Origin of the sequence: Nocardia sp. NPDC006982 (genome assembly GCF_042869435.1) — a bacterium.
Classification (GTDB): domain Bacteria; phylum Actinomycetota; class Actinomycetes; order Mycobacteriales; family Mycobacteriaceae; genus Nocardia.
The window spans coordinates 1-22,770 of the sequence record NZ_JBIAFV010000016.1 but is presented as its reverse complement, the minus strand read 5'-3'; the positions used below and the strand labels follow the sequence as shown (position 1 = coordinate 22,770).

General features: G+C 66.1%; 19 protein-coding genes. 13 read left to right on the top strand and 6 right to left on the bottom strand.

Annotated features, from left to right (window positions below):
* The first annotated feature begins 481 nt into the window (after positions 1-481).
* The 3 genes from ACFYOW_RS39160 (at position 482) to ACFYOW_RS39150 (ending at position 4,539) form a co-directional block, all read left to right on the top strand.
* On the top strand, positions 482-3,430 hold the full coding sequence (locus tag ACFYOW_RS39160) for an acyl-CoA synthetase (RefSeq protein ID WP_387295353.1): 2,949 nt from the start codon (positions 482-484) through the stop codon (positions 3,428-3,430).
* An 83-nt stretch (positions 3,431-3,513) separates the two neighbouring features.
* Entirely contained in the window at positions 3,514-3,807 is a 294-nt protein-coding gene (locus tag ACFYOW_RS39155; RefSeq protein WP_387295351.1) for a hypothetical protein, read from the top strand.
* 132 nt (positions 3,808-3,939) lie between these two features.
* Positions 3,940-4,539 carry a class I SAM-dependent methyltransferase gene (locus tag ACFYOW_RS39150; protein WP_387295349.1) on the top strand — a complete coding sequence of 200 codons (600 nt, stop codon included), beginning with the start codon at positions 3,940-3,942 and terminating at the stop codon, positions 4,537-4,539.
* Between the two features lie 15 nt (positions 4,540-4,554).
* On the opposite strand, the gene rffA is transcribed toward ACFYOW_RS39150, so the two are convergent.
* Both rffA and ACFYOW_RS39140 read right to left on the bottom strand, forming a co-directional pair.
* Positions 4,555-5,694: a dTDP-4-amino-4,6-dideoxygalactose transaminase gene (gene rffA / locus ACFYOW_RS39145; RefSeq protein ID WP_387295347.1), complete on the bottom strand. Its 1,140-nt coding sequence runs from the start codon at positions 5,692-5,694 to the stop codon at positions 4,555-4,557.
* The gene (locus ACFYOW_RS39140; RefSeq protein ID WP_387295345.1) at positions 5,684-6,784 is read right to left on the bottom strand and encodes a glycosyltransferase family 2 protein; all 1,101 of its coding nucleotides are present in this window, start codon (positions 6,782-6,784) and stop codon (positions 5,684-5,686) included. Before ACFYOW_RS39140 ends, rffA begins: the two co-directional genes overlap by 11 nt.
* A 258-nt stretch (positions 6,785-7,042) precedes the next feature.
* Between ACFYOW_RS39140 and ACFYOW_RS39135 the strand changes: the two genes are divergently transcribed.
* From ACFYOW_RS39135 to ACFYOW_RS39120, 4 genes are all read left to right on the top strand, one after another.
* Entirely contained in the window at positions 7,043-9,247 is a 2,205-nt protein-coding gene (locus tag ACFYOW_RS39135; protein WP_387295642.1) for a hypothetical protein, read from the top strand.
* A 70-nt stretch (positions 9,248-9,317) separates the two neighbouring features.
* Entirely contained in the window at positions 9,318-11,558 is a 2,241-nt protein-coding gene (locus ACFYOW_RS39130; protein ID WP_387295640.1) for a hypothetical protein, read from the top strand.
* Positions 11,555-12,064 carry a GtrA family protein gene (locus tag ACFYOW_RS39125; protein ID WP_387295343.1) on the top strand — a complete coding sequence of 170 codons (510 nt, stop codon included), beginning with the start codon at positions 11,555-11,557 and terminating at the stop codon, positions 12,062-12,064. The genes ACFYOW_RS39130 and ACFYOW_RS39125 overlap by 4 nt, the downstream gene beginning before the upstream one ends.
* A gap of 21 nt (positions 12,065-12,085) precedes the next feature.
* Positions 12,086-12,319 (top strand): Trm112 family protein, encoded by a 234-nt coding sequence (locus ACFYOW_RS39120; protein ID WP_040689305.1) that lies wholly within the window; start codon positions 12,086-12,088, stop codon positions 12,317-12,319.
* A gap of 45 nt (positions 12,320-12,364) precedes the next feature.
* Here the strand turns inward: ACFYOW_RS39120 and ACFYOW_RS39115 are convergent, their stop codons facing one another.
* The 4 genes from ACFYOW_RS39115 to ACFYOW_RS39100 form a co-directional block, all read right to left on the bottom strand.
* The gene (locus ACFYOW_RS39115) at positions 12,365-13,012 is read right to left on the bottom strand and encodes a TetR family transcriptional regulator (protein ID WP_387295341.1); all 648 of its coding nucleotides are present in this window, start codon (positions 13,010-13,012) and stop codon (positions 12,365-12,367) included.
* Complete coding sequence (locus tag ACFYOW_RS39110; RefSeq protein WP_387295339.1) at positions 13,009-13,800, bottom strand: ABC transporter permease; 792 nt, start codon at positions 13,798-13,800, stop codon at positions 13,009-13,011. The genes ACFYOW_RS39115 and ACFYOW_RS39110 overlap by 4 nt, the downstream gene beginning before the upstream one ends.
* The gene (locus ACFYOW_RS39105) at positions 13,797-14,528 is read right to left on the bottom strand and encodes an ABC transporter ATP-binding protein (protein ID WP_387295337.1); all 732 of its coding nucleotides are present in this window, start codon (positions 14,526-14,528) and stop codon (positions 13,797-13,799) included. The genes ACFYOW_RS39110 and ACFYOW_RS39105 overlap by 4 nt, the downstream gene beginning before the upstream one ends.
* Positions 14,529-14,605: 77 nt before the next feature.
* On the bottom strand, positions 14,606-16,123 hold the full coding sequence (locus ACFYOW_RS39100) for a multicopper oxidase family protein (protein WP_387295335.1): 1,518 nt from the start codon (positions 16,121-16,123) through the stop codon (positions 14,606-14,608).
* A gap of 180 nt (positions 16,124-16,303) precedes the next feature.
* On the opposite strand from ACFYOW_RS39100, the gene ACFYOW_RS39095 reads away from it, so the two are divergent.
* From ACFYOW_RS39095 to tyrS, 6 genes are all read left to right on the top strand, one after another.
* The gene (locus ACFYOW_RS39095) at positions 16,304-17,476 is read left to right on the top strand and encodes an NAD(P)/FAD-dependent oxidoreductase (protein WP_387295333.1); all 1,173 of its coding nucleotides are present in this window, start codon (positions 16,304-16,306) and stop codon (positions 17,474-17,476) included.
* 101 nt (positions 17,477-17,577) lie between these two features.
* Complete coding sequence (locus ACFYOW_RS39090; RefSeq protein WP_387295331.1) at positions 17,578-18,468, top strand: RNA polymerase sigma-70 factor; 891 nt, start codon at positions 17,578-17,580, stop codon at positions 18,466-18,468.
* Positions 18,469-18,499: 31 nt separating this feature from the next.
* Complete coding sequence (locus tag ACFYOW_RS39085; protein WP_387295329.1) at positions 18,500-19,648, top strand: low temperature requirement protein A; 1,149 nt, start codon at positions 18,500-18,502, stop codon at positions 19,646-19,648.
* Between the two features lie 22 nt (positions 19,649-19,670).
* The gene (locus ACFYOW_RS39080; protein ID WP_387295327.1) at positions 19,671-20,282 is read left to right on the top strand and encodes a DNA-3-methyladenine glycosylase; all 612 of its coding nucleotides are present in this window, start codon (positions 19,671-19,673) and stop codon (positions 20,280-20,282) included.
* A 108-nt stretch (positions 20,283-20,390) separates the two neighbouring features.
* The gene (locus ACFYOW_RS39075; RefSeq protein WP_387295325.1) at positions 20,391-20,825 is read left to right on the top strand and encodes a DoxX family protein; all 435 of its coding nucleotides are present in this window, start codon (positions 20,391-20,393) and stop codon (positions 20,823-20,825) included.
* Positions 20,826-21,049: 224 nt separating this feature from the next.
* Positions 21,050-22,339, top strand: coding sequence for a tyrosine--tRNA ligase (gene tyrS / locus ACFYOW_RS39070; protein WP_387295323.1), 1,290 nt, complete (start codon positions 21,050-21,052; stop codon positions 22,337-22,339).
* Positions 22,340-22,770: the final 431 nt, after the last annotated feature.

The following is a 22,770-nucleotide window of genomic DNA, read 5'->3' as shown; positions in this document are numbered from 1 at the left end:
AATTCGGCGGTGGTGCACAACAATTCGACAGGCGGCAGGCCTGCTGGGGTATGGCGGCATGGTTGCCGAGAGAAGTGGCCGACCCGAGACATGCAGACGGTGACCGACTCTCCCGTGCGAATTGGCTTACGCGACATTGCGTTCCGAACGGGTTCGATCCTAAACCGCGAAAGATGCTGCGCGCACACGAATCTCGAGAATGAAGCCACGAGAATGCTGGTCTGTTTTTCGGATGGTTACGACATGACCTCGATGCGGATAACTGCCGATAACGACCCGGTGCGAATCGGTGCGGACCGGGCAAGGCTGTACGGTCGGTATCTTTTGCGCACCGCCGCCGCGAACATCCCGCATCATCGGCCCGACCCGGCATGGATCCCGTCACAGCCGACCCATAATGGATACACGGTGTGGGAAGCTCGTCTGAGCACATCGGGGTGTGTGATGCGGGTCACTTTGCAGGGTAGGGCCAGGAGCGATCGTGAAGTTGAATGTGGAAAGTGTGGTCGGGTCGGTGCAGCGGTTGATGGCAACGGCCCAGAACGGCCTCGAGGTCATCCGCTTCGGCGGGTTGACCCACGATGTCGAGTCCTCGCCGTTCGAGGTCGTCGAACGGCGCAGAATGTATCGACTGCGCCATTACTTCCCCGACGATGCGACGCCGGGTCGCCCAGTCGCGGTCCTGGTACCGCCGCTGATGGTCAATGCCGATATCTGGGATGTGAACGCCGACGACGGCGCGGTCGGCATTCTGCACCGCGGTGGAATCGACTGCTGGGTGGTCGATTTCGGTTCGCCCGCCAGTGAGGAGGGGGGCTGGGAACGGGACCTGGCCGATCATGTCCTCGCGGTCAACAGCGCCATCGATACGGTCTGCGACGCGACCGGCGCCAATGTGCACCTGATGGGGTACTCGCAGGGCGGCATGTTCGCCTATCAGACCACCGCCTACCGCTCCGGCAAGGGCGTGGAGAGCATCGTGACCTTCGGCAGCCCGGTGGATGTGGTCGCGGGCATGCCGTTCGGCCTGCCCTACGGCATGGTCTCCGATGTCGCGGAGTTCCTGGCCGACCATGTGGTGACCCGCCTGCCCATCACCGATTCCATGGTCCGGCTCGGCTTCCAGATGCTCGATCCGATGAAGACCGCCAAATCGCGCATCGACTTCCTGCGCCAGCTGCACGACCGAGAGGCATTGCTGCCCAAGGAACGTCAGCGTCGGTTCCTCAATAACGACGGTTGGGTCGGCTACGCCGGTCCGGCGGCGGCGGATCTGCTCAAACAGTTCGTCGTGCACAACCGATTGATGCTCGGCGGCTTCGTGATTCGGGACCAGCCGGTTTCGCTGGCCGAGCTGAAGTGCCCGATCCTGGCCTTCGTCGGCGAGGTCGACGATATCGGCCAGCCGGCCGCGGTGCGCGGCATCGTCCGCGCCGCACCCAATGCCGAGGTATACGAAGCCAGTTTGGTGGCGGGACATTTCGGCCTCGTCGCGGGCAGCATGGCGACCAGGCATACCTGGCCGCTGGTGCGTCAGTGGATCGATTGGATGGACGGCGATCAGCCGCTGCCGCCGGAGATCGCGCCGATGACCGACCATGTGGCGACCAGCCGGCCGAATTCGGCGGCCACCCGGGTCGTGCACACCGCGGCCACCCTGGCCGAGGCGGGCGCAGGCGTCGGCAAGGCGCTGGAGGGCATTGCCGGCAATACCGTGCGCGGTTCGATCGAACTCGCGGGTGAGGCCGCGCGCGCACTGCCGCGGCTGGCTCGACTCGGCATGATCCAGCCACATACCCGCATCTCGTTGGGCCGCTTGGTCGCCGAGCAGGCGCGCCGCGCGCCGCTGCGCGATCTGTTCCTCTTCGACGATCGCGTGCACACCAATGCCGCCGTGAACGCGCGCATAGATAATGTCGTGCGCGGGCTCGTCTCCGTCGGCATCCGCCCGGCCATGCGCGTCGGTGTGGTGATGGAGACCCGGCCGAGCGCGCTGGCCACCGTCGCCGCGCTCTCCCGTATCGGCGCGGTGTCCGTATTACTCGCCCCCGGTAGCGAGTTGGATCGCGCCATCGAACTCACCGGCATCAAGGCCCTGGTCTCGGATCCGGAGAATCTGCGCGCGGCGGCGGCAACCGGCACCCGGGTCCTGGTGCTCGGCGGCGGTAGCACGCGCACTCTCGCTATTCCATTGAGCGATGACGTGATCGACCTGGAACAGATCGATCCCACCCAGGTCGAGCTGCCCGCCTGGTACCGCCCGGATCCGGGTCTGGCGCGGGAATTGGCCTTCGTGCTCGTCACCGGCACCGGCGACCGCCTGGAAACCAAATACATCACCAACCACCGCTGGGCGCTGTCCGCTTTCGGTACCGCGACCTCGGCCGATCTGGATCGCAAGGACACCGTCTACTGCCTTGCGCCGCTGCATCATTCGTCCGGTCTGCTGGTGAGCCTGGGCGGCGCGATCGCGGGCGGCAGCCGGATCGCACTGGCCAGGTCGCTGGACCCGATCCGGTTCGGCGAGGAGGTGCACCGCTACGGCGTCACCGTGGTCACCTACACCTGGACCATGCTGCGCGACATACTCGATGCCGAGGTCTTCCCGGCCGGACACCAGCATCCGATCCGTCTGTTCATCGGCTCGGGCATGCCCGCCGGGCTGTGGCGACGCACCACCGAACAGTTCACGCCCGCGCGGGTACTCGAGTTCTACGCATCCATCGAGGGCGACGTGGTGCTGGCCAATGTGGCCGGTGTGAAAGCCGGCTGCAAGGGCCGCCCCGTGCCGGGCACCGCGAAGGTGGAGTTGGTCGCCTACGACCCGGTCACCGAGCAGATCCGAACCGACGGGTCCGGCTTCGCGCGCCGGTGTGCGGATAACGAGGTCGGGCTGCTGATCGGCAAGGCGACCGAGGGCGTCGACCTCTCCGACGGCGGGCTCCGCGGGGTGTTCACGGCGGGCGATGCGTGGATGCCGACCGAAAATCTCTTCCGCCGCGACAGCGACGGCGACTACTGGCTGGTCGATCGCACCGATACGGTGATCCACACCGAACGCGGCCCGGTCTTCACCCAGCCCATCGTCGACATGCTCAACGACATCACCGCCGTCGATATGGAGGTCGCCTACGCACTGCCCGTCGGCGACCATGCGCTGGCGGTGGCGGCGGTCAGCGTCCGCAAGGGCTTCCGGCTGGAACCCAAGGATGTGACCGAGGCGGTGCGCGCACTCGATCCGGACCAGCGACCCGACATCGTCTACGTCGCCGACGAGATTCCGCGCAGTTCGTCCTACCGCCCGTCGACGCGGGCCGTGCAGGCCGCGGGTCGTCCGCAGCCGGGACCCGATACCTGGTGGTACAACCGGGAATCCGAGGCCTACGAAATCCGCACCGAGGACGAAACCGGAACCATCCTCGGCGAATAAGCCCGCGCCCCATCGTTCCGGTTTCGGTCGCAACGGCGGGGTAGCGTGGATGCCAGGTCCGCGGCGACAACGGAGGTTTCGAGATGTCGTGGAAGGTCAAACTGGGCGTCGGCATACTGGCGCTGTTGGGCGCGCTGATGGTGATCGGGTTCGTGAAGAGCCTCGTCGTGTCCCTGGTGCCACTGGCTATCCTGCTGTTGGCCGGTTACGGCGTGTTCCGGCTCTACGTCGGCAGTCGCGGCAAAGCCACCGAGACCGAAGCGCCACAGCTGCCCGCCACCCCACCACCCGCGCTCCCGACCCGTCCCACGAAGGATGCGGCGACCAGACTCCGCGAGATCCGCGAGGAGGCCGCCCGTCAGCAGGGGCAGCCGTAGGCGGGTACGCTTGCCGCGCCGGATCGTGTTGGCGAGTCGGTTGATTCACTACCAAGAGGGCGATGCCTCGCGCGGGCTGCCCGGCGCATCCGGGTGGCGTAGTTGCCATGTCGACAACTGTTCAGGGGTGCTGTGAGACCGAGCCTTATCTACCGCAACGGAACCATCTACGAGCTGTTGATGCGTGGGCTGTATGGGCGGCACTACCCCGCTCGGTATCGCGCGATCGCCGAACTCGTGCCCGATGGCGTCAGCGTGGTCGACCTGTGCTGTGGACCCGCGACGCTGTACACCCGCTACTTGCGCGACCGGGCCATCGAATACACCGGACTCGACCTCAACGGCCGATTCATCGCCAGGCTGGCCCGGGCGGGTGGACGCGGCGTGGTGTGGAACTTGCGTTCCGATACCCCACTGCCCGAGGCCGATTACGTCATCATGCAGTCGAGCCTCTATCACTTTCTGCCCGAGCCTGCTCCGGTCATCGATCGGATGCTGACGGCGGCGGGAAAGCAGGTGATCATCGCAGAGCCGATTCGCAACCTGGCCACCAGCCAAAATCGGGTGCTCGCTGCGATCGGCCAGCGGTTCACCGATGCGGGCGACGGTGCACAGGCGCGCCGGTTCAGCGAGGCGACTTTGGACGCGTTCTTCAGCGGTTACGAGCCGCGCGTGGTGCAGCGGTCGCTGATCGCCGGTGGCAGGGAGAAGCTGTTCGTGCTCACCGCGTGAGGTCCGCCGCTCGCCTCAAACGGTGTATGCGGTGACGGCGTCGATGACCCTGGCGATCTGATCGTCGGTGAGATCAGGCCAAAGTGGTAGGCGCACAACGGTTCCCGAGAATTCGGCGCTTCGCACGCAGGCCTTCGGGGTGCGGCCAAGTTTGAGTCCGGCCGGGCTGGAATCCAGCGGAACATAGTGGAACGGCGCCGAGATGCCGCGTGCGGCCAGATGTGCGATCAGATCGTCGCGCTGCCGCTCGGTAGGTGTGCGCAGGTAGTACAGATGCGCGGTATGTGTGCGGTCCTCGGGCACCGCCATGAGCCGGACATCGTTGCGGCGGGCCCAGTCCGGCAGTGCGGCGGCGTATGCGTCCCAAACCCGGTGCCGTCCGGTCTGGATCGTCTCGAATTCGTCCAGCTGCGCGTCCAGCACCGCCGCGTTGAGCTCGCTGGGCAGATAGCTGGAGCCGATATCCTGCCAGGAGTACTTGTCCACCGCGCCGCGCAGGAAACGGGCGCGGTCGGTGCCCTTCTCGCGGATGATCTCGGCGCGCGACATCAGAATCTCGTCGGTGAGCAGCAGTGCACCGCCCTCGCCGCAGTGCACGTTCTTGGTGTCGTGGAAGCTGAGCGTGCCGAGGGTACCGAGGGTACCCAGTGGGCGATCGCGCCACCGGCCGCCGAGGCCGTGCGCATTGTCCTCGACGATGGCGATGCCGTGCGCATCGGCGAGTGCGAGCAGCCCGGCCATATCGGCGGCCACCCCGCCATAGTGGATGACCACAACGGCCTTGGTTCGCTCGGTGATCACCGCGGCGACCGACTCAGGATCCAAATTGCCCGTTTCCGGGTCGATATCGGCGAAGACGCAGGTGGCGCCGCGCAGTGCCATGGCCGTCGCGGTCGAGGTGAACGCGAAACTCGGCACGATCACCTCATCGTCGGGGCCGAGCTCGAGCAGCAGACCCGCCATCTCCAGTGCGGAGGTGCACGAGGTGGTCAGCAGCGCATGCGGTGCCTCGGTGATGGTCTTCAGCTTCGCGGTGGCCGAGGCGGTGAACCGCCCGTCGCCGTGACTGTGGTCGGAGGCGAGAACGGCCTCCAGATTGGCCAGTTCGCGGCGGGCCCGGAACGGGCGGCTGAAGATGACGCGGTCAGTGCTCAACCCGGTCGTTCTCCCTGCTGGCGGTGGTCGTGGTCATTTCCCGGTTATCCGCCGGGCGCGGTGTAGGCGACCCGACGGTCAGATACAGCGGCTTGCCGACGAGGATATGCAAAGCCACACCGAGGTATTCGGCGATGAGTCCCAGCGAGAACAAGATCGTTCCCGAACATAGCAGCAGCACGACGATCATCGAGGCCCAGCCCTCGGGCGCCCAATTGTCGGCGGTGAGCGCCTCGTATACGACGAACGCGGCCATCACGCCACCGGCCAGCGCGAGGGTGACCCCGAGCAGGCTGACCAGCCGCAGGCCCCGGGTTCCGCTGCACAGCACCATCTTCCAGAACAGCGAGAACAGCCGCCGGTAGTTGTAGCCGGATTCCTCGCGGCCCTCGGCGCGCAAGGTCACCGGCACCTGTGCGACGGTGCCGACCACCCAGGTCAGCGCGACGTCGAGATAGGCGCCGTTGGAGGCGACCTCGGCGAGTTGGCGGCCGATATCGCCGCGGATGAGCCGGTAGCTTTCGAATCGGGTGGAGTCCGGGAAGGCGAAGATCGTCGCGAGCACCACCTTCGCGCCGCGCGAAGTGATATTGCGCAGGAATCCGTGCGGACGGGTGTTGGTCGGCTTCGAATAGACCAGATCGGCGCGCTCGGTCAAGGCCGCGTCCAGGAATGCGCCGATGAAGGCGGGATCGTGCTGGCCGTCCTCGTCCATGGTGACGATCCAGTCGCCCTGGGCGGCCGACATTCCGGCGATGGTCGCGGCGTCCTGCCCGAAGTTGCGGCTGAGCCAGACGATGCGGACCTCCGGATAGGTCTGCTCCAGTTCCTGCAGCACCACATCGGAGCGGTCGGGACCGTGGTCGTGCACCAGGATGATCTCGTCGACCGTGAAGGCGACGCCGCCGGGGGTGTCGGTGGGATCGGTCAGCCGGTGCAGTTCTTCGACAAGTCCACCGATGGTTTCTTCGCCCCGATAGATCGGCACCACGACCGACACCGCATGCGGCTGGTCGGCGCCCGGCCGAGCGGGGCGTCCGTTGGTCGCACCCGCGGGCGAGCCGTTGGGGTGGGCGGTGGGAATCGGCATCAGCTGGATCGACTTTCGATGACGGTGCGTGCCGGTAATCTCCGCTGGACAGCAGAGCCCGAGCCGCCGTGAACTTTAACACGGTACGCATACGGCATTCCGGAGCAGCTCATCGCACCATCATGGTGGTGTCGGCGCGTCGATGCCAAGCTCGACTGTGCGCTGTAGGGTTTGGAACTCGTGACGGTTGGTGCAGTGACGGAGGCGAAAAACGCAGGACCCGACGCCCGCGACAGCGAGCCCGATTCGCGTCGGGAGGTGTACCGATGGGGTGCCGTCTGCACGCTCGGTGTCATCGCGGGATACCTGGCGGTACTGCTGGCCAACGCGCGGCACTTCTACACCGACGACACCGAATCCCAGTACACCGGACTCTGGGTGGGATTGGGACGCGCGCTCCGTGACGGCACCTTCCCGGTGCTGGTGCCCGAGCGCTGGATGTCGGGCAACAACACGATGGATGATGCCGGCCTGTTCAACCCGCCGCAGCTGCTGATCGATCTGATCGCTCCGTCGGTCGACAACATGGCGGTGTACGCGACTATCGTCAAACTGATCTTCGCGATCATCGCCGCGCTCGGTGTCTACCGGATCTGCCTGGTGTACGGCGCGCGGCCGGTGTGGTCCGCGGTCGCGGGTGTCGCGTTCCCGCTGTCGGGTTTCTTCCTGTTCTTCGACGAGGCCAGTTGGATGACCGCGCTGACCGGCACCGCATGGCTGGTCCATGCCTGGGCGTCGTCGGTGCGCTACACCCGCGGTCTGGGCGGGCCGATTCCCGTCTTCATCTACCTCTACCTGGCCATCTCCACGCAGTACATCTTTCCGGCCGTCGAGGCGGCGCTCATGCTGCTCGCCGTCGCGGTGGGCGAGCTCGTCTACCAACGCAGATGGCAGCCGGTGGCGCGGTTGACCGTGGCCGCGACGGGTGCCGGTCTGGCCGGATTGCTGACCTTTCTGCCGAGCATGCTGTCGGCGAAGGTGACCTGGCGCGGCACCATGGAGATCAATAACGACCAGTTCTTGACGGTGCCTTGGTCGGAGTCGCTGAATGCCAGTCTGCCGAGCACATTGCCCGCGTTCACCTCCTGGTGGGGCTATATCCAGCCGATGCCGGTCACGTATATCGCCTGGTTCCTCATTCCGGCGCTGGCCTTCATCGACTGGCGGCGCGCCCGCGAATCCTGGCGCGAGCTCAGCGGGGTCGCACTGTTCGCGATCATCATGCTGATGTGGAGTGCCGGACCGGGTTCGATCGGTCCGCTGCGCTGGCCGGTGCGGGTGCTGCCGATGCTCGCGCTCGGCCTGCTCGTGCTGGTCTGTGTGTTACTCGGGCGCTACGCCACCCTGCGTGATCTGAAGAGCCGCGGCATCGCCGCCGCTCTGCTGATCGGTTTGCTGTGGGTGCGGTCCTTTTCCGCGGATCCACACAATGTGGTCCGGCATGTGCTGGCGGCCGCCGCGATCGGCGCGCTTGTCGCCGGGGTGGTCTGGCTGGCCCGTAACCGGAGTCTGGCCACCGCGGGTGTGCTGACCATCGTCGCGATGTTCCCGATCGCGTTCTATCAGGTCAATGCCGCGCAGCCGACGCCGATGACATGGCATCTGCCGACCAACAGGTCCGAGGCGCAGGCCGCGTTCCCGGACTTTCCCGGTACCACGATCCAACTCGGCGAGCGCGGGCTGCTGCAGCGCGACGATATGAGCCTCGACGGCGCCTACGGATCCCTGGTCTTCGGCAACTACGCCAAATCGCTCGAGCTGACCTATGTCAATGGCTACACCCCGACCGGTCACTTCTATTTCGGCGAACTGCTGTGCATGCGCTGGGACAGCAGCGTCTGCCCGGACGCCTATCGGCGGATGTTCGCCCCGGAGCCGACCACCGGCCGTCCCCTTGTCGATCTGATGAAGCTGGACCGGCTGGTGTTGCAGCGCGCCCTGTTCCCCGATGCGCGCAATCAGCCGGCACCGGAGGGCTGGAAGTGGGTCGACTATCCCGGTCACGAGCGCTACATCTCGGTGCTGGAACGCGTGGACGGTCCGATCTCGACGGTGAACGGCCGCGTCGCGGATGCGAAAAACGTGACAGCGACATCGATTTCGGAGACCGATACCACCAGCCGGGTGCGGGTGTCCTCGGCCGGCGGCGGCAAGGTGGTATTCGCGCGCCTCGGCTGGCCGGGTTACCGGGTGACCCTGAACGGTAAGCAGATCCCGATCACCACCGTTGCGAAGTCCTTTGTCGCCGTCGACATACCCGCAGGCACGCAGAACGCCGAACTGGTGCTGACCTGGCGGCCGCCGGGCTGGAAGATCGGCATCGGCACCACAGCGCTCGGCATCGCCGCCATCGGGGTGCTGCAGTGGCTGTGGGTGCGATCGCGGCGTCGGGATCCGGAACCGCCTGCGGCGGATCCGAGCCCCGGCGAGCCGGATCGTGAACTGGCGGACGTGGTCTCGTAGCGGTCGATCCGCGCAGGCCCGATCGGAGGTGTCCCTCGCCGAGTGCGCCCTGTAGGGTCTGGAACTCGTGGTGGAAAGCAGCGCCCCCGCCCGGCGGGACGTGTACAAATGGGGATTCATAACCGCTCTCGGTGTGATCGCCGGATATGGTGCCGTCCTGCTGGCCAATGCCAGGCATTTCTACACCGATGACAGCGAGTCGCAGTACGGCCCGCTGTGGGTGATGCTCGGCCGGTCCCTGCGCGACGGACAGTTCCCGGTGTTGGTCCCCGAGCACTGGATGGCGGGCAACTACGCCATCGAGGAGGCGGGCCTGCTGAATCCGCCGCAACTGCTGATCGATCTGATCGCGCCCTCGGTCGACAACATCGCGCTCTACACCACCGTCATCAAGCTGATCTTCGCGGTCGTCCTCGGGACCGGTGTGTACCGCATCTGCGTGGAGTACGGGGCGCGGCTGCCGTGGGCCGCCGTTGCGGGCGTGTCGATTCCGTTCACCGGTTGGCTGTTGTTCTTCGACGAGGCGAGTTGGTACACCGCCTTTACCGGTACCGCGTGGCTGGCGCACGCGTGGGCGTCCGGCGTGCGCTATACACGGGGACGGGGCGGCCCGATCCCCACCTTCGTTTTCCTGTACCTGGCCATCTCGGTGCAATACATTTTCCCGGCGGTCGAGGCCGGGCTGATGATCGGCGCGGTGGCCGTGGGGGAGGTCGTCTACCAACGTAGGTGGCAGCCGTCGCTGCGACTGCTCGCGGTCGCGGGCTGTGCGGCCGTGGCAGGGCTGGCCACCTATTTGCCGAGCATGCTGTCGGCGAAGGTGACCTGGCGCGGCACGGCTCAGATCAATAACGACCAGTTCCTGACCGTGCCGTGGTCGGAATCGCTCAATGCCAGCCTGCCCAGCTCGTTGCCGGCGTACAACTCCTGGTGGGGTTATGTGCAGCCGATGCCGGTGGTCTATATCGCCTGGTTCCTGATTCCGGCGCTGGCCTTCATCGACTGGCGCAAGGCGCGCGCGTCCTGGCGGGAGTTCAGCGCGATCGCGCTCGTCGCGCTGATGGCGCTGATGTGGACGGCGGGGCCGGGCACCATCGGCCCGCTGCGCTGGCCCGCGCGGGTATTGCCGATGCTGGCCCTCGGACTGTTGGTGCTGGTGTGCGTGCTGCTCGGCCGCTTCGCCACCTTCGAGAATTGGCGTGGCCGCGGTATCGCGGCGGGTGTGCTGATCGGGCTGCTGTGGGTGCGGTCGTTCTCGGCGGCGCCGCGCGAGGTCGTCTGGCATGTGGTGGCGGCGGTCGGAATCGCCGTGCTCGGCGCGGCCGTCGTGTGGCTCGGGATGAAGAAAAGCATGGCCGCGGCCTGCGCGTTGACCATCGTTTCGGTGTTCCCGATCGCCTTCCTGCAGGTGCATGCGGCACAGCCGACGCCGATGAGCTGGAACCTGCCCGAGCAACGGTCGCAGATGAAGGCCGCGTTTCCCGAATTTCGGGGCACCACCCTGCAATTGGCCGATCGCGGCTTGATCCGGCCCGAGGATCGTTCGCTGCGGGGCGCGTACGGATCGCTGGTCTTCGGTAACTACGCCAAGGATCTGGAGAAGACCTACGTCAGCGGCTATACGCCCAACGGGCACTTCTGGTTCGGTGAAATGCTGTGCATGCGCTGGGACACCAGCGTCTGCCCCGACGCCTTCCGGCGGGCCTTCGCGACGGAGCCCACTACCGGCAGGACGATCGTCGACCTGATGAAGGTGGATCGGGTAGTGCTGCAGAAGGCGCTGTACCCGGACGCGCGCAATCAACCCGCACCATCTGGCTGGCAGTGGGTCGACTATCCAGGTCACGACCAGTACATCGCAGTGCTCGAGCGAGTGGGTGGGCTGCTGTCCACGCAGAACGGCCGGGTGTCGGCGGTCTCCGGCGGCACCGCGATGTCGGTGTCGGAATCGGAGCTGACCAGCCGGGTTCGCGTGAGTTCGGATAGTGGTGGCCGCGTGGTCTTCGCACGGCTGGGCTGGCCGGGCTATCAGGTGAAGCTGAACGGCCGCGCGATCCCCTTCGACGTGGTCGCGAAAACCTTTGTCGCCGTGGATATTCCGGCCGGTACCAAGAACGGCGACCTGGAGCTGACCTGGCGGCCGCCGGGGTGGAAGATCGGCGGGGTCGCGATACTGCTCGGGCTGTTCGGAATCGGCGCATTGCAATGGATGTTCGTGCGCGGTCGCGAGCGTGACGAGGATGCGACGCTGACCGAACCGCCGGTGACCGAGACGGTTTCGGAACCTGATCTGGCGGGAGTATCTCGTTGACAGCTGACCAGCAGGCCGAATTCACGGCGGATCATGCGGGTGCGACCGGCGCCGAGGATCCGGGTGTGCTGCTGCGGCTGGTGCGTCGGCAGGAGATCGCCTTCGCGCTGGTCGGTGCATTCAATACCGCGCTCGGTATGGGGCTGACCGTGCTGTGGCTATCGGTGCTCGGCAGTAATGTGCCGCCCGCGGTCGCGGTGGTCGCCGCCTATGCCGTCAGCATCGTCATCGCTTTCGTACTGCATCGCACGCTGGTCTTCCGGGTGCGCGGACATATGCTGCGCGATTTCGTTCGCTTCGTAGCGGTCAATTCCGGTGGGCTGCTGATGAATATCGCACTGCTGTCGCTGGCCGTCTCGGTGCTGCATCTGCCGAGTAGGCCGGCCGCGGTGGTGGTGATGGGTCTGGTCGCCGTCGCCAGCTTCTTCGGGCATCGCTACATCTCGTTCCACCGGGCGCCCGTGCCCGAGCCGCCATCGGCCGGTTCGGGTGCGGAACGGTCCTAGGCGCCGGGTAAGTTATCGATCATGCCGGAGGAAACCGCCTTGGACGCCACCCTGTTGAGCCTGCTCGCCTGCCCGCAGGACAAGGGTCCGCTGCTGTTGGTCCGCGATGACAAGGGCGCCACCGCCCTCTACAACCCGCGCCTGCGCCGCGCGTACCCGATCGAGAACGGCATCCCGGTGCTGCTGATCGATGAGGCCCGCGATGTCACCGACGCCGAACACGCCGCCTTCACAAGTCAGCACGCCGACGCCTGAGCAGCCATCGGCCCGGTGGCGCACGATAGCGTGCGCCACCGCGAGTTACGGTGCGGGAGTATCGATTTCACCGGTGAGGTAGCGCTGCAGCGTGGGGGAGACGGCCGCGACCAGTTCAGGACCCGGCATCGAGGCCAGCGGTTCTATCTCCAGAATTTTGCGCGCGACGAGCACGCCGATCATCTGCGTCCCCACCAGCGCGACCCGGGCACGGCCGTCGTCCTCGGGCTTCGCGATCCGCATCCGGACCCGTTCCAGGACGACATCCAGGACAAAAGTCCTGGCCAGCGCGGTATCGCCGCCCGCGAGAATGCTGCGAACCGCCGCGACGACCCCTGGGCCGGCGGGGGAGTCCCATACCGCGAGCACCGAGCCGAGAATGGTTTCGCCGAGCCGATCCAGCGGCGCGGCCTCGATCCGGCGCAGTGTGGCCTCCGGATCGATCGGCAACTCGACCACCGCGGCGAACAGTTGCTGTTTGGTCCCGAAATAGTGGTGAACCAGCGCGGGATCGACCCCGGCGTCGGCGGCGACGGCGCGAATCGAGGTCTTGTCGAAGCCGATCTCGGCGAAGCGGGCGCGGGCGGCCGCGAGGATTTCCTCGCGGGTGTCGGAGCGGCCCGGCCGGCGACCGGAGCGAGTGCCCCGGTCGCCGTTGGTCGTCGGGTCCTGTGCAATCTCCTCGGCCGTCACGCGGTCCGCCGTCGTAGCGTGGCCGCGCCCAGGCAGAGCGCGACGATCGCGAATCCGGCGACGACCGCCAGGTCACGCAGCATTTGTCCGGTGACGTCCTGATGCGTCGAAACCTGTTGCAGCGCATCGACCGCATAGCTCAGCGGCATCACATTGCTGATCGCCTCCAACCAGCCGGGCAACTGTCCACGCGGAACAAGTAAGCCGCACAGGAAGATCTGCGGCGCGACCACCACCGGCATGAACTGCACGGCCTGGAATTCGGTGCGCGCGAAGGCACTTGCCAATAGCCCGAGCGCGACGCCGCAGACCGCGTCGATCATGGCGATCACCACCACCCAGACCGGACTGCCCGCCGAATTCAGGCCGAGCAGCCCGAAGGAGACCAGACAGGCCACCGCCGCCTGCGCCGCCGCGGCCACCGAGAAGGCAGTGCCGTATCCGGCGAGCAGATCGAGTTTCGACAGCGGCGTGGTCAGCAGCCGCTCCAACGTGCCGGAGGTGCGTTCGCGCTGCATGGCGATCGCGGTGATCAGGAACATCACGATGAACGGCAGGATGCCGAGCATGCTGATACCGACGCGATCGAATATCGGCACCGGGTTGAAGGGGTTCGGCGGGGTGTCCTTGTAGATGAAGTAGAGCAGCGCCATCAGGACCGCCGGAACCACGAGAATCATTGCGACAGTGCGGTGGTCGTTGCGCAGCTGACGCAGGATGCGTCCGGTCGTCGCGGCATAGGGACGCAGTGTCGGCGTCCGGCGGCGGGGTACGAGGGTGGTGGTCATGCCGCACGTCCCATCGTGATCAGAGTGAGGAAGGCTTGTTCGAGGTTCTGCTCACCGGTTTCGGTGCGCAGTTCGTCGGGGCTGAGCTCGGCGAGTAAGTCGCCCTCGCGCATCAGCAGCAGTTTGTCGCAGTGCTCGGCCTCGTCCATCACATGGCTGGAAACCAGCAGTGTCGTTCCGTTCGCGGCCAATTCGTGGAACTGCTTCCACAGGTCGACGCGCAGCACCGGATCCAGGCCGACCGTCGGCTCGTCCAGGATCAGCACCTCCGGCTGCGCGACCAAGGCGCAGGCCAGAGACGCGCGGGTCTCTTGGCCGCCGGAGAGTTCGTCGCCGCGCTGGTGGGCGTGATCCAGCAGACCGACCGCGCCGATGGCTTCGTCGATGTCGTCGCGGTCGCGGCCGTAGAGCGCGGCGAAGTAGGCGACGTTCTCACGCACGCTGATATCGCGGTAGATGCTCGGTGCCTGGGTCACATAACCGATCCGATGCCGCAATTCCGCCGCGCCCGCCGGTAGCCCGAGCGCGGAAATCTCGCCGGACGCCACGATCTGGGTGCCGACGATGCTGCGCATGAGCGTGGTCTTGCCGCATCCCGACGGACCGAGCAGTCCGGTGATGGAACCGCGCGGGATGGTCAGCGAGATGTTGTGTAGGACTTCGCGACCGCCGCGGCGCACGGTGAGGTTGCGAACCTCGACGGCATGGGATGAGTGCAGGTCCGTCATGGGACGCCTCAATTCATCGAGTGTTGAATTCACTGTGTGATGAATTTAGCGCGATCTGATCCTGGGGGCAAGACCCGTCAGTGGTGATGTGCCGGTATTCCGGCCGACTGACCCGGCTCGACCACGACAAACTGGCCCATCATGCCCTGGTCCTCATGCCGGAGCAGGTGGCAGTGATACATGTACGGCGAGTTCGGATCGGCGGGTCCGTCGAACCGCATGGCGAGCTTCGCGCTGGCATTCGGCGGCAGGAAGATGGTGTCCTTCGGTCCGGTCAGTGCGTCGGGCGACGGCGCGCCGTTCACTTCGAGGACGCGGAACTGCACATCGTGAATGTGGAAGTTGTGCGGCATGCCGTCGTTGTTGTGCACCACCCAGGTTTCGGCGGTGCCCCGGGTGACCGTCAGATCGATCCGATCCATCGCCATCGGGCTGCCGTTGATGCCACTCAGATTCAGTTCGAAGTTTCGTTCGCGCACCGAATCGGAGCCATCCGGCGTCGACGGGTGTGCCAGTGCCGCAGGCAATTCCGGCGAAGGCCGCAATGTCGATGCCGCACGGAGTTCGAGGATGTCGAAGCTGTCGTCCCCACCCGCGAATCGCTGCGTCCAGAAGTCCAGTCCCGCATCGAGTTTCGTGCTACGCAGCATGGTCCGTTCGCCGGGCCGCACGCGAACCACGATTTCGGCGCGTTCGCCCGGTGACAGCCGCACCCGATCGAGCGCGACAGGACGTTCCAGCAGCCCGCCGTCGGTGCCGACCAGCGAGAAGCGGCGGTCGTCGGCGAAGCCGAAGGTGTAGACCCGCGCCGTCGACGCGTTGAGCAGCCGCAATCGCACGAGCTCATCGCCGACATTCCGATACGGCGTGAGGGTTCCGTTCACCATGGTCCGGTCGCCGAGGAACCCGACGTCGCGGAACATGCCGTGTGACGAATCGAGCTGATTGCCACGGAATTTCACGTCCTGGACGATGACCGGCAGATCGTCGACGCCATAGTTCTTCGGTAGCGAAAGAGCTTCGGACACTTCGTCATCGAGCAGGAAAAGCCCCGCAAGCCCACGCCGGACGTGCTGTTCGGTCGCGCCGTGTGGATGCGGGTGGTACCAGAGCGTGGCGGCGGGCTGGTCCACGGTCCAATGCGGTGTCCACGTGCCACCGGCCTGCACCATCTGATGTGGCCCGCCATCCATCGCCGCGGGCAGATGCATTCCGTGCCAGTGCACTGTCGACTGCTCCGAAAGATTGTTCCGGACTTCGACTTCCACCTTTTCGCCGCGCCGTGCCCGCAGCGTCGGACCGAGATAGTTCCCGTTGAACCCCCACGTCTCGGTCGCCTGCCCTGCGCGGAATTCGCTTTGTCCCGAACGCATTTCGAGTTCGAAGACACGCGTGCCATCGGATCGCACCCGGGACTGCGCCAGCGGCGGAATCGCGAGCTCATTGCTGAATTCGCCGCTGCCGACAGTAGATACGGACGCACTGCTGTACACCCAAGAGACGCAGCCACCAACCGATAGCAGCACCACCACCGCGACCGCCGTGACGATCAAGAGCAACCGCCGCAACCACCGCGGCCGGGAAACCGAAGACATGCCGCCGACGGTATGGATCACCGGCCCCCGGCCACATCCGGGAGCGTCCCCATTTCGCCCCTGATCTGGTGTGTGTCCCACGTCACATCGTATGGCTGTCACGTCCGGCGGCGGTGCTTTGTCCGATGGTCGTCACCAACCAACAACCTGCCCCGGTGACACCGACCATGGGAGCAAGCCATGACAAAGCATCGGATCGTCGTACTCGGCGCGGGCTACACCGGCATGCTGGCCGCCATCCGGCTGGCCCGGCGGACCCGCAAACTCGACGTCGAGATAACCATCGTCAACCCGTCCGCCCGCTTCACCGAGCGGCTGCGCATGCACCAGGTCGCCGCGGGTCAGGAGTTGGCCGATAATCGGATCCCGGAGATCCTGGCGGGTTCGGGCGTCGAATTCGTCCAGGGCTGGGCGACTTCCATCGATCCCGAGGCGCGGCGGGTCTACATCGACGGCACCGGCACACTGCACTACGACGAGCTGATCTACGCGCTCGGCAGCAGCACTGACACCAGCATCGTGCCCGGCGCCGCCGATCACGCCTGGACCCTGAACGATCCGCGCACTGCGCACCGCTTCTCCGAACACCTCGCGGTGGTCGCGGCCGGTGCCGGCACTGTCGCGGTCTGCGGCGGCGGTCTGACCGGCATCGAGGCGGCGGCCGAAATCGCCGAGAGCCACCCGGGCCTGCGCGTCACGCTGATCAGCAGCACCGAACCGGGCGCGATGATGGGCGATAAGGCTCGCGCCTACCTGAACAGGGCGCTCGATCGGCTCGGCGTTGCCCGCAAGGTCGGCCAAGCGGTCACCAAGGTGCTCCCGGATGCGGTCGAACTCGCCGACGGCGAACTGGTTTCGGCCGATCTGACCCTGTGGACCACCGGTGTCCGCGTCTCGCCACTTGCCGCGCAGGCGGGCATCGAAACCGACGCACGCGGGCTGATCGTGGTCGATCCGACCCTGCGGTCGGTTTCGCACCCGAACATCCACGCCGTCGGCGACGCTGCCGCGGTGCGCCAGGCCTGGGGTCAGATCCACGGCACCTGCCAGTCCGGTCTGCCGACCGCCGCCTACGCCGCCGACTCCATCGCGCGGCGATTGAAGGGCAAGAACGTCGAGCCGTTCCGGTTCGGTTACTTCCATCAGCCCGTCAGCCTGGGGCGCAAGGATGCGGTGATCCAGTTCACCAAGGCCGACGACACCCCTGGCCGGTTCTACCTGACCGGACGAGCGGCCGTTTTGTACAAGGAAGGGGTGAGCAGCAGCCCGGTGCCGAGCTTCAAGCTGAGCAAGAAGATGACGGTCTCGGTCCAGCTGTCCAACGGCGGCAAATCCACGCGTCGGACCGCATGAACCGGCCCGGATCAGCCGTCCGCCGACCAGGCGGGCGGTTTCCGCGTTCGTCCGGAAAGTTGGATTGCCAAATCCGGACTTGCCCTAGGAGCATGGTCCAGATGGCCGACGCTACGTCCGCGCAGGACCCATTCATCGAACACCGGCGGCTGCTCTTTTCCACCGCCTACCGGATGCTGGGCACCGTCACCGATGCCGAGGACATCCTCCAGGACACCTGGCTGAAGTGGAATGAAACCGATCAGTCGACAGTCCAGTACCCCAAGTCCTATCTGGTGCGCACTGTCACCAACCTGTCGTTGAACCGGCTCACCTCGGCCAAGGCCAAGCGCGAAACATATGTCGGCCCTTGGCTTCCCGAACCCCTGCTGACCTCACCGAATATCGCCGAGGAGACCGAGTTGGCCGACACCGTCTCCACCGCGATGCTGGTGGTCCTGGAGACCTTGAATCCGGTGGAACGCGCGGTCTTCCTGCTGCGCGAGGTGTTCGGATACAGCCACGCCGAAATCGCCGACACCCTCGACAAGCCCGAGGCCACCGTGCGGCAGATCGCGCATCGAGCCCGCTCCCATGTGCAGTCCCGTCGCCCGCGTTTCGATACCGATAAGGCCGAGCGCACACACATCACCGAACAGTTCATGGCCGCCTGCGCCGGTGGCGATCTCAATGCCCTGATGGATCTGCTCGCCCCCGATGTCACCTCATGGTCCGACGGCGGCGGTGTGGTCACCGCGGCCCGGCGTCCGCTGTACGGACCGGATCATGTGGCGCGCTGGGTTCTCGGCGTACTCGCCAAGCCGTCGGTCGCGGGCATCGTCCTCGAGCCAGCGCATATCAACGGCGAACTCGGGGCGCTCGCGCGCATCGACGGAAACCCGGTGGCGGCGTTCACCTACGACATCGTCGACGGCCACATCCACAACCTGCGCTTCCAGGTGAACCCGAGCAAGCTCAAGGGGCTCTACATGGGGACCGACGTGATCGGATGACCAGTTCGGCGTGTTGCTTTACGATCCTGCCGTGACCAGCCAGACCACGGAACCGAACGTGGACGGAGGACAGGTTCGGGTTTCCACCCTGGAACTGTTCTTCGATCTCGTCTTCGTCTTCACCATCACCCAGCTCACCCACGTCTTCACCCACCATCCCGGCTGGGAGGCGCTGGCTCAGGTGCTGGTGCTGTTCGGGGTCATCTGGTGGATGTACAGCGGCTACGTCTGGCTCACCAACGAAGTGGCGCCGAGCAATTCGCAGCGCCGCACGCTGCTGCTTATCGGCATGTTCGGATTCTTCGTGCTTGCGCTGGCGATCCCGGACGCGTTCCACGGCACGGGTCTCGCCTTCGGCCTCGGCTACGTCCTGGTCAACACGGTGCACACGGCGCTGTTCTGGGTCAGCGGCGGCACCTCGGCGAGCCAGGCGATCAAACGCATCGCGCCGCTGAACGCGCTCGCCGCGGCGCTCGTGCTCGCGGGCGGTTTCGTGCACGGCTGGTGGCAGTACGTTTGCTGGGGGCTGGCATTCGGGGTGCAGGTACTAAGTCCGTACCTGGTCGACACCCGCGATTTCGTGGTGCGGGCCAGCCATTTCTGCGAGCGCAACGGGCTGGTGATCATCGTCGCCATCGGAGAGTCGGTGGTCGCGATCGGTCTGGGCCTGGCGGGGGAGAAGCTGACCGTGCCGCTGACCGCCACCGTCGCACTCGGACTCTGTCTCGCCTACGTGCTGTGGTGGGCCTATTTCGGGATCGATGACGACCTCGGCGAGCACGCACTAGCCGCGGTCCCTGATCGCGAACGCTCGCGTCCTGCGGTGCTCGCCTACGGTTACGCGCTATACCCGCTGCTGATCGGCATCACCGTCAGCGCGGCGGGCATCAATATGACCATCGCGCACGGCAACGAACCCGCCTCCGTCGCCGCCGCGTCCGCGCTCTCCGGTGGCGTCGCGCTGTACTTCTTCGGCCAGTTCTGTTTCCGGCTCGCCCTCGGTCTGCGACGCCCGTGGTCGCGACTGCTCGCCGCCGCCGCGGTGGCCGCGACCATCCCGATCGGTATCGCGTGGGTCGCCTGGGCACAGCTCGCGGTGCTGGTCGCGGTCAGCTATGCCGCGGTGATCATCGACGATCTCGTCACACTGCGCTCGGGCCAGCACAGTCGCTACGTCTGACTTTCAGGAACAATGGAGAGTCGTGCGTAATGAGGAACTCGCGGTCGAACCACCCGCCGCGGCTCGCCGACTGCTCGGCTCGACGCTGTGGTCCGGACCGGTCGGCGTGCGAATCGTCGAGGTGGAGGCATATGGCGGCGATCCGGCCGGACCGTGGCCGGATCCCGCATCGCATTCCGGACGCGGGCGGACCAAGCGCAATGCGGTGATGTTCGGGCCCGCCGGAGTGCTGTACGTCTACCTCAGCTACGGCATGCATATGTGCGTGAACGTGACCAGCGGCCCGGACGGCACCGCGAGTGCGGTACTCATCCGGTCGGGCGAGGTAATCGCCGGGGCCGACACGGTCAGGGAGCGACGACCCGCGGCCCGCACCGACGCCGATTTGGCAAGGGGCCCTGGGAATCTCGGCAGCGCGCTCGGAATAACCCTGAGCGACTACGGAACTCCGCTCTTCGACCCTGCCTCGCCGATCCGGTTGGAGTTGAACGGCGCGATCGACCCCACCGAGATTTCCGACGGGCCGCGCGTCGGGGTCAGCAGTGCCGCGGATGTGCCGTGGCGATTCTGGCTCGCATCGCCGGCGGTCTCGGTCTACCGGCGCAGCCCGCGTGCCCCGATCGAAGCGGTATAACACCAGGTCACAAGAATTTTCGGGATCGGCGATGAGTTTTCGCCGCGGTGTCCGTCCTATCTGTTGAACGCGCTCCACCCGGCGCGACCCGACCCGAAGGAAAGACAGATGACCGCCATCGCCCCCGCCGCCCCGATCACCGCCGCCGTCGCCCACCGCCCCGGCAAGAAGATGACTATCGCGCTCTGGACCGTGCAGGTCCTGCTCGCGCTGTTCTTCATCATCGCCTCCGCCGCCCCGAAACTGCTCGGCGCGCATGCGGCGGTCGAATCCTTCGACACGATCGGCTGGGGCCAGTGGTTCCGCTACTTCACCGGCGTCGTCGAACTCGCCGGCGGCATCGGCCTGCTGGTGCCCCGCCTGACCGGCCCCGCGGCCGTCGGCCTGACCATCACCATGGTCTGCGCCGCACTGACCCAGGTGTTCCTGCTCGGCGCGCCCGCTCTGGCGCCGTTCCCGCTGGTGCTCGGCGTGGTATTCGTCTGGATCGCCTGGCAGCGTCGCGACAGCATCATCGCGCTGCGGGAGCTGCCGGCTCGCTGAACATCTGAACAACGCACATGATCGGCAGACCGCGCGGTCTGCCGATCGTCGTCGCGTTTACCGAAAATCGTTCGCCCTGCGTGGCGGCGCGCGGCGACACTGAGGGCCATGCCGGTCGCGGGGACCGGTGCGGAAAGATGGGACAGCGTGAGCGAACGAAGTGAGCGAACCATATGCCAGCGCGCATCGCGCACGCTGGAGCCGAGCGCCAGCGAGGCGGAGGCGTGAGCGGCGAGATCATCGACGAACTGACCTGGCGCGGACTGATCGCGCAGTCCACCGACCTGGACGCCCTGCGCGCGGCGGCATCGGCCGGTCCGCTGACCCTCTATGCCGGTTTCGATCCCACCGCAGCCAGCCTGCACGCCGGACATCTGGTCCCGCTGCTGGCTCTGAAGCGGTTCCAGCGCGCGGGCCATCGCCCGATCGTGCTGGCCGGTGGTGCCACCGGACTCATCGGCGATCCGCGCGACGTGGGCGAACGCACCATGAATTCGACCGATACCGTCGCGGAATGGGCGGGCCGGATCCGTTCGCAGCTCGAGCGCTTCGTCGACCTCGACGACTCACCCACCGGCGCGATCATCGCCAACAACATGGACTGGACCGGCCAGCTGTCGACCGTCGACTTCCTGCGCGATATCGGCAAGCACTTCTCGGTCAACGTCATGCTGGCCCGCGACACCATCAAGCGCCGCCTGGACGGCGAAGGCATCTCCTACACCGAATTCAGCTACATGCTGCTGCAGGCAAACGACTACCTGCAGCTTCGCCGCAACTACGGCTGCACACTGCAGGTCGGTGGTTCGGATCAGTGGGGCAACATCATCGCCGGTGTCGAGCTGAACCGGCGCGTCGACGGTGCGGCGGTGCACGCGCTGACCGTGCCGCTCGTCACCTCGGCCGACGGCAAGAAGTTCGGCAAATCGACCGGTGGCGGCAGCCTGTGGCTCGATCCGGAAATGACCAGCCCATACGCCTGGTACCAGTACTTCGTGAATACCACCGATGCCGATGTCGTGCGGTACCTGCGCTGGTTCACCTTCTTGTCCCGCGAAGAGTTGGCCGAGCTGGAATCCGCCACGGCCGAGCGTCCGCACGCACGGGAAGCCCAGCGCAAGCTGGCCGAGGAAATGACGAATCTGGTGCACGGCGAGGCGAATACCCGGGCCGTGCAGTTGGCGAGTCAGGCGCTGTTCGGACGCGCGGATCTGCGTGAACTCGATGAGCCGACGCTGTCGGCAGCCCTGCGTGAAGCCGCAGTCGACGGCACGGTCGCCGAGGTCGGTGTCGGTGAACCGAGCACGATCGTCGATCTGCTGGTCGCCACCGGACTGTCGGAGAGCCGCGGCGCCGCGCGGCGCGCGGTGAACGAAGGCGGAGCGTCGGTGAACAACGAGCGGATCTCGGATCTGGAATGGACGCCCGCCGATGCCGACTACCTGCACGGACGATGGTTGGTGCTGCGCCGCGGCAAGCGGAACTTCGCAGGCGTACTGCGGGCGGGCGCATAAAGATCACGTGGCTCGGGTCACATTCGAGTGGCCCGAGCCCGTTTTCCGGGGTGTCAGATGGCCTCTGACCTGCGAAATAACATCCGTGTAGTGCGGATTTGACTCGACGTTCTCCGCCGCGTAACTTTGTCCAAGTCAGAGCGACACGGACACCGACCCGGAGCCCAAAGCGCAGCGGAAACGTTGAGCACAGCGGCCTGGGAAACGAGGTAGGACGAGGAGCGCCTGGCGATCAGCGTTGCCGGATCGGACGAGCAGACTTGACTCTGCGCGGGCGGTTGGCTAGGCTAGGACAGTTGCCTCAACAAGCCCCCCGGAGAGAATCTGGGGTCCAGTTGTGTGCGTGTGTTCTTTGAGAACTCAATAGTGTGTCGATGAATGTCAGTGCCAATTTTTTATTGGTTCCGGCCTCTCATACCCCCGTGTGGTGA

Excerpts from the sequence above, each read along its gene's own strand:
- ACFYOW_RS39155 (WP_387295351.1), top strand. The coding sequence starts at position 3,514 with ATGTCGTGGAAGGTCAAACTGGGCGTCGGCATACTGGCGCTGTTGGGC.
- ACFYOW_RS39140 (WP_387295345.1), bottom strand. The coding sequence starts at position 6,784 with ATGCCGATTCCCACCGCCCACCCCAACGGCTCGCCCGCGGGTGCGACC.
- ACFYOW_RS39120 (WP_040689305.1), top strand. The coding sequence starts at position 12,086 with ATGCCGGAGGAAACCGCCTTGGACGCCACCCTGTTGAGCCTGCTCGCC.
- ACFYOW_RS39110 (WP_387295339.1), bottom strand. The coding sequence starts at position 13,800 with ATGACCACCACCCTCGTACCCCGCCGCCGGACGCCGACACTGCGTCCC.
- ACFYOW_RS39105 (WP_387295337.1), bottom strand. The coding sequence starts at position 14,528 with ATGACGGACCTGCACTCATCCCATGCCGTCGAGGTTCGCAACCTCACC.
- ACFYOW_RS39100 (WP_387295335.1), bottom strand. The coding sequence starts at position 16,123 with ATGTCTTCGGTTTCCCGGCCGCGGTGGTTGCGGCGGTTGCTCTTGATC.
- ACFYOW_RS39095 (WP_387295333.1), top strand. The coding sequence starts at position 16,304 with ATGACAAAGCATCGGATCGTCGTACTCGGCGCGGGCTACACCGGCATG.
- ACFYOW_RS39090 (WP_387295331.1), top strand. The coding sequence starts at position 17,578 with ATGGCCGACGCTACGTCCGCGCAGGACCCATTCATCGAACACCGGCGG.
- ACFYOW_RS39075 (WP_387295325.1), top strand. The coding sequence starts at position 20,391 with ATGACCGCCATCGCCCCCGCCGCCCCGATCACCGCCGCCGTCGCCCAC.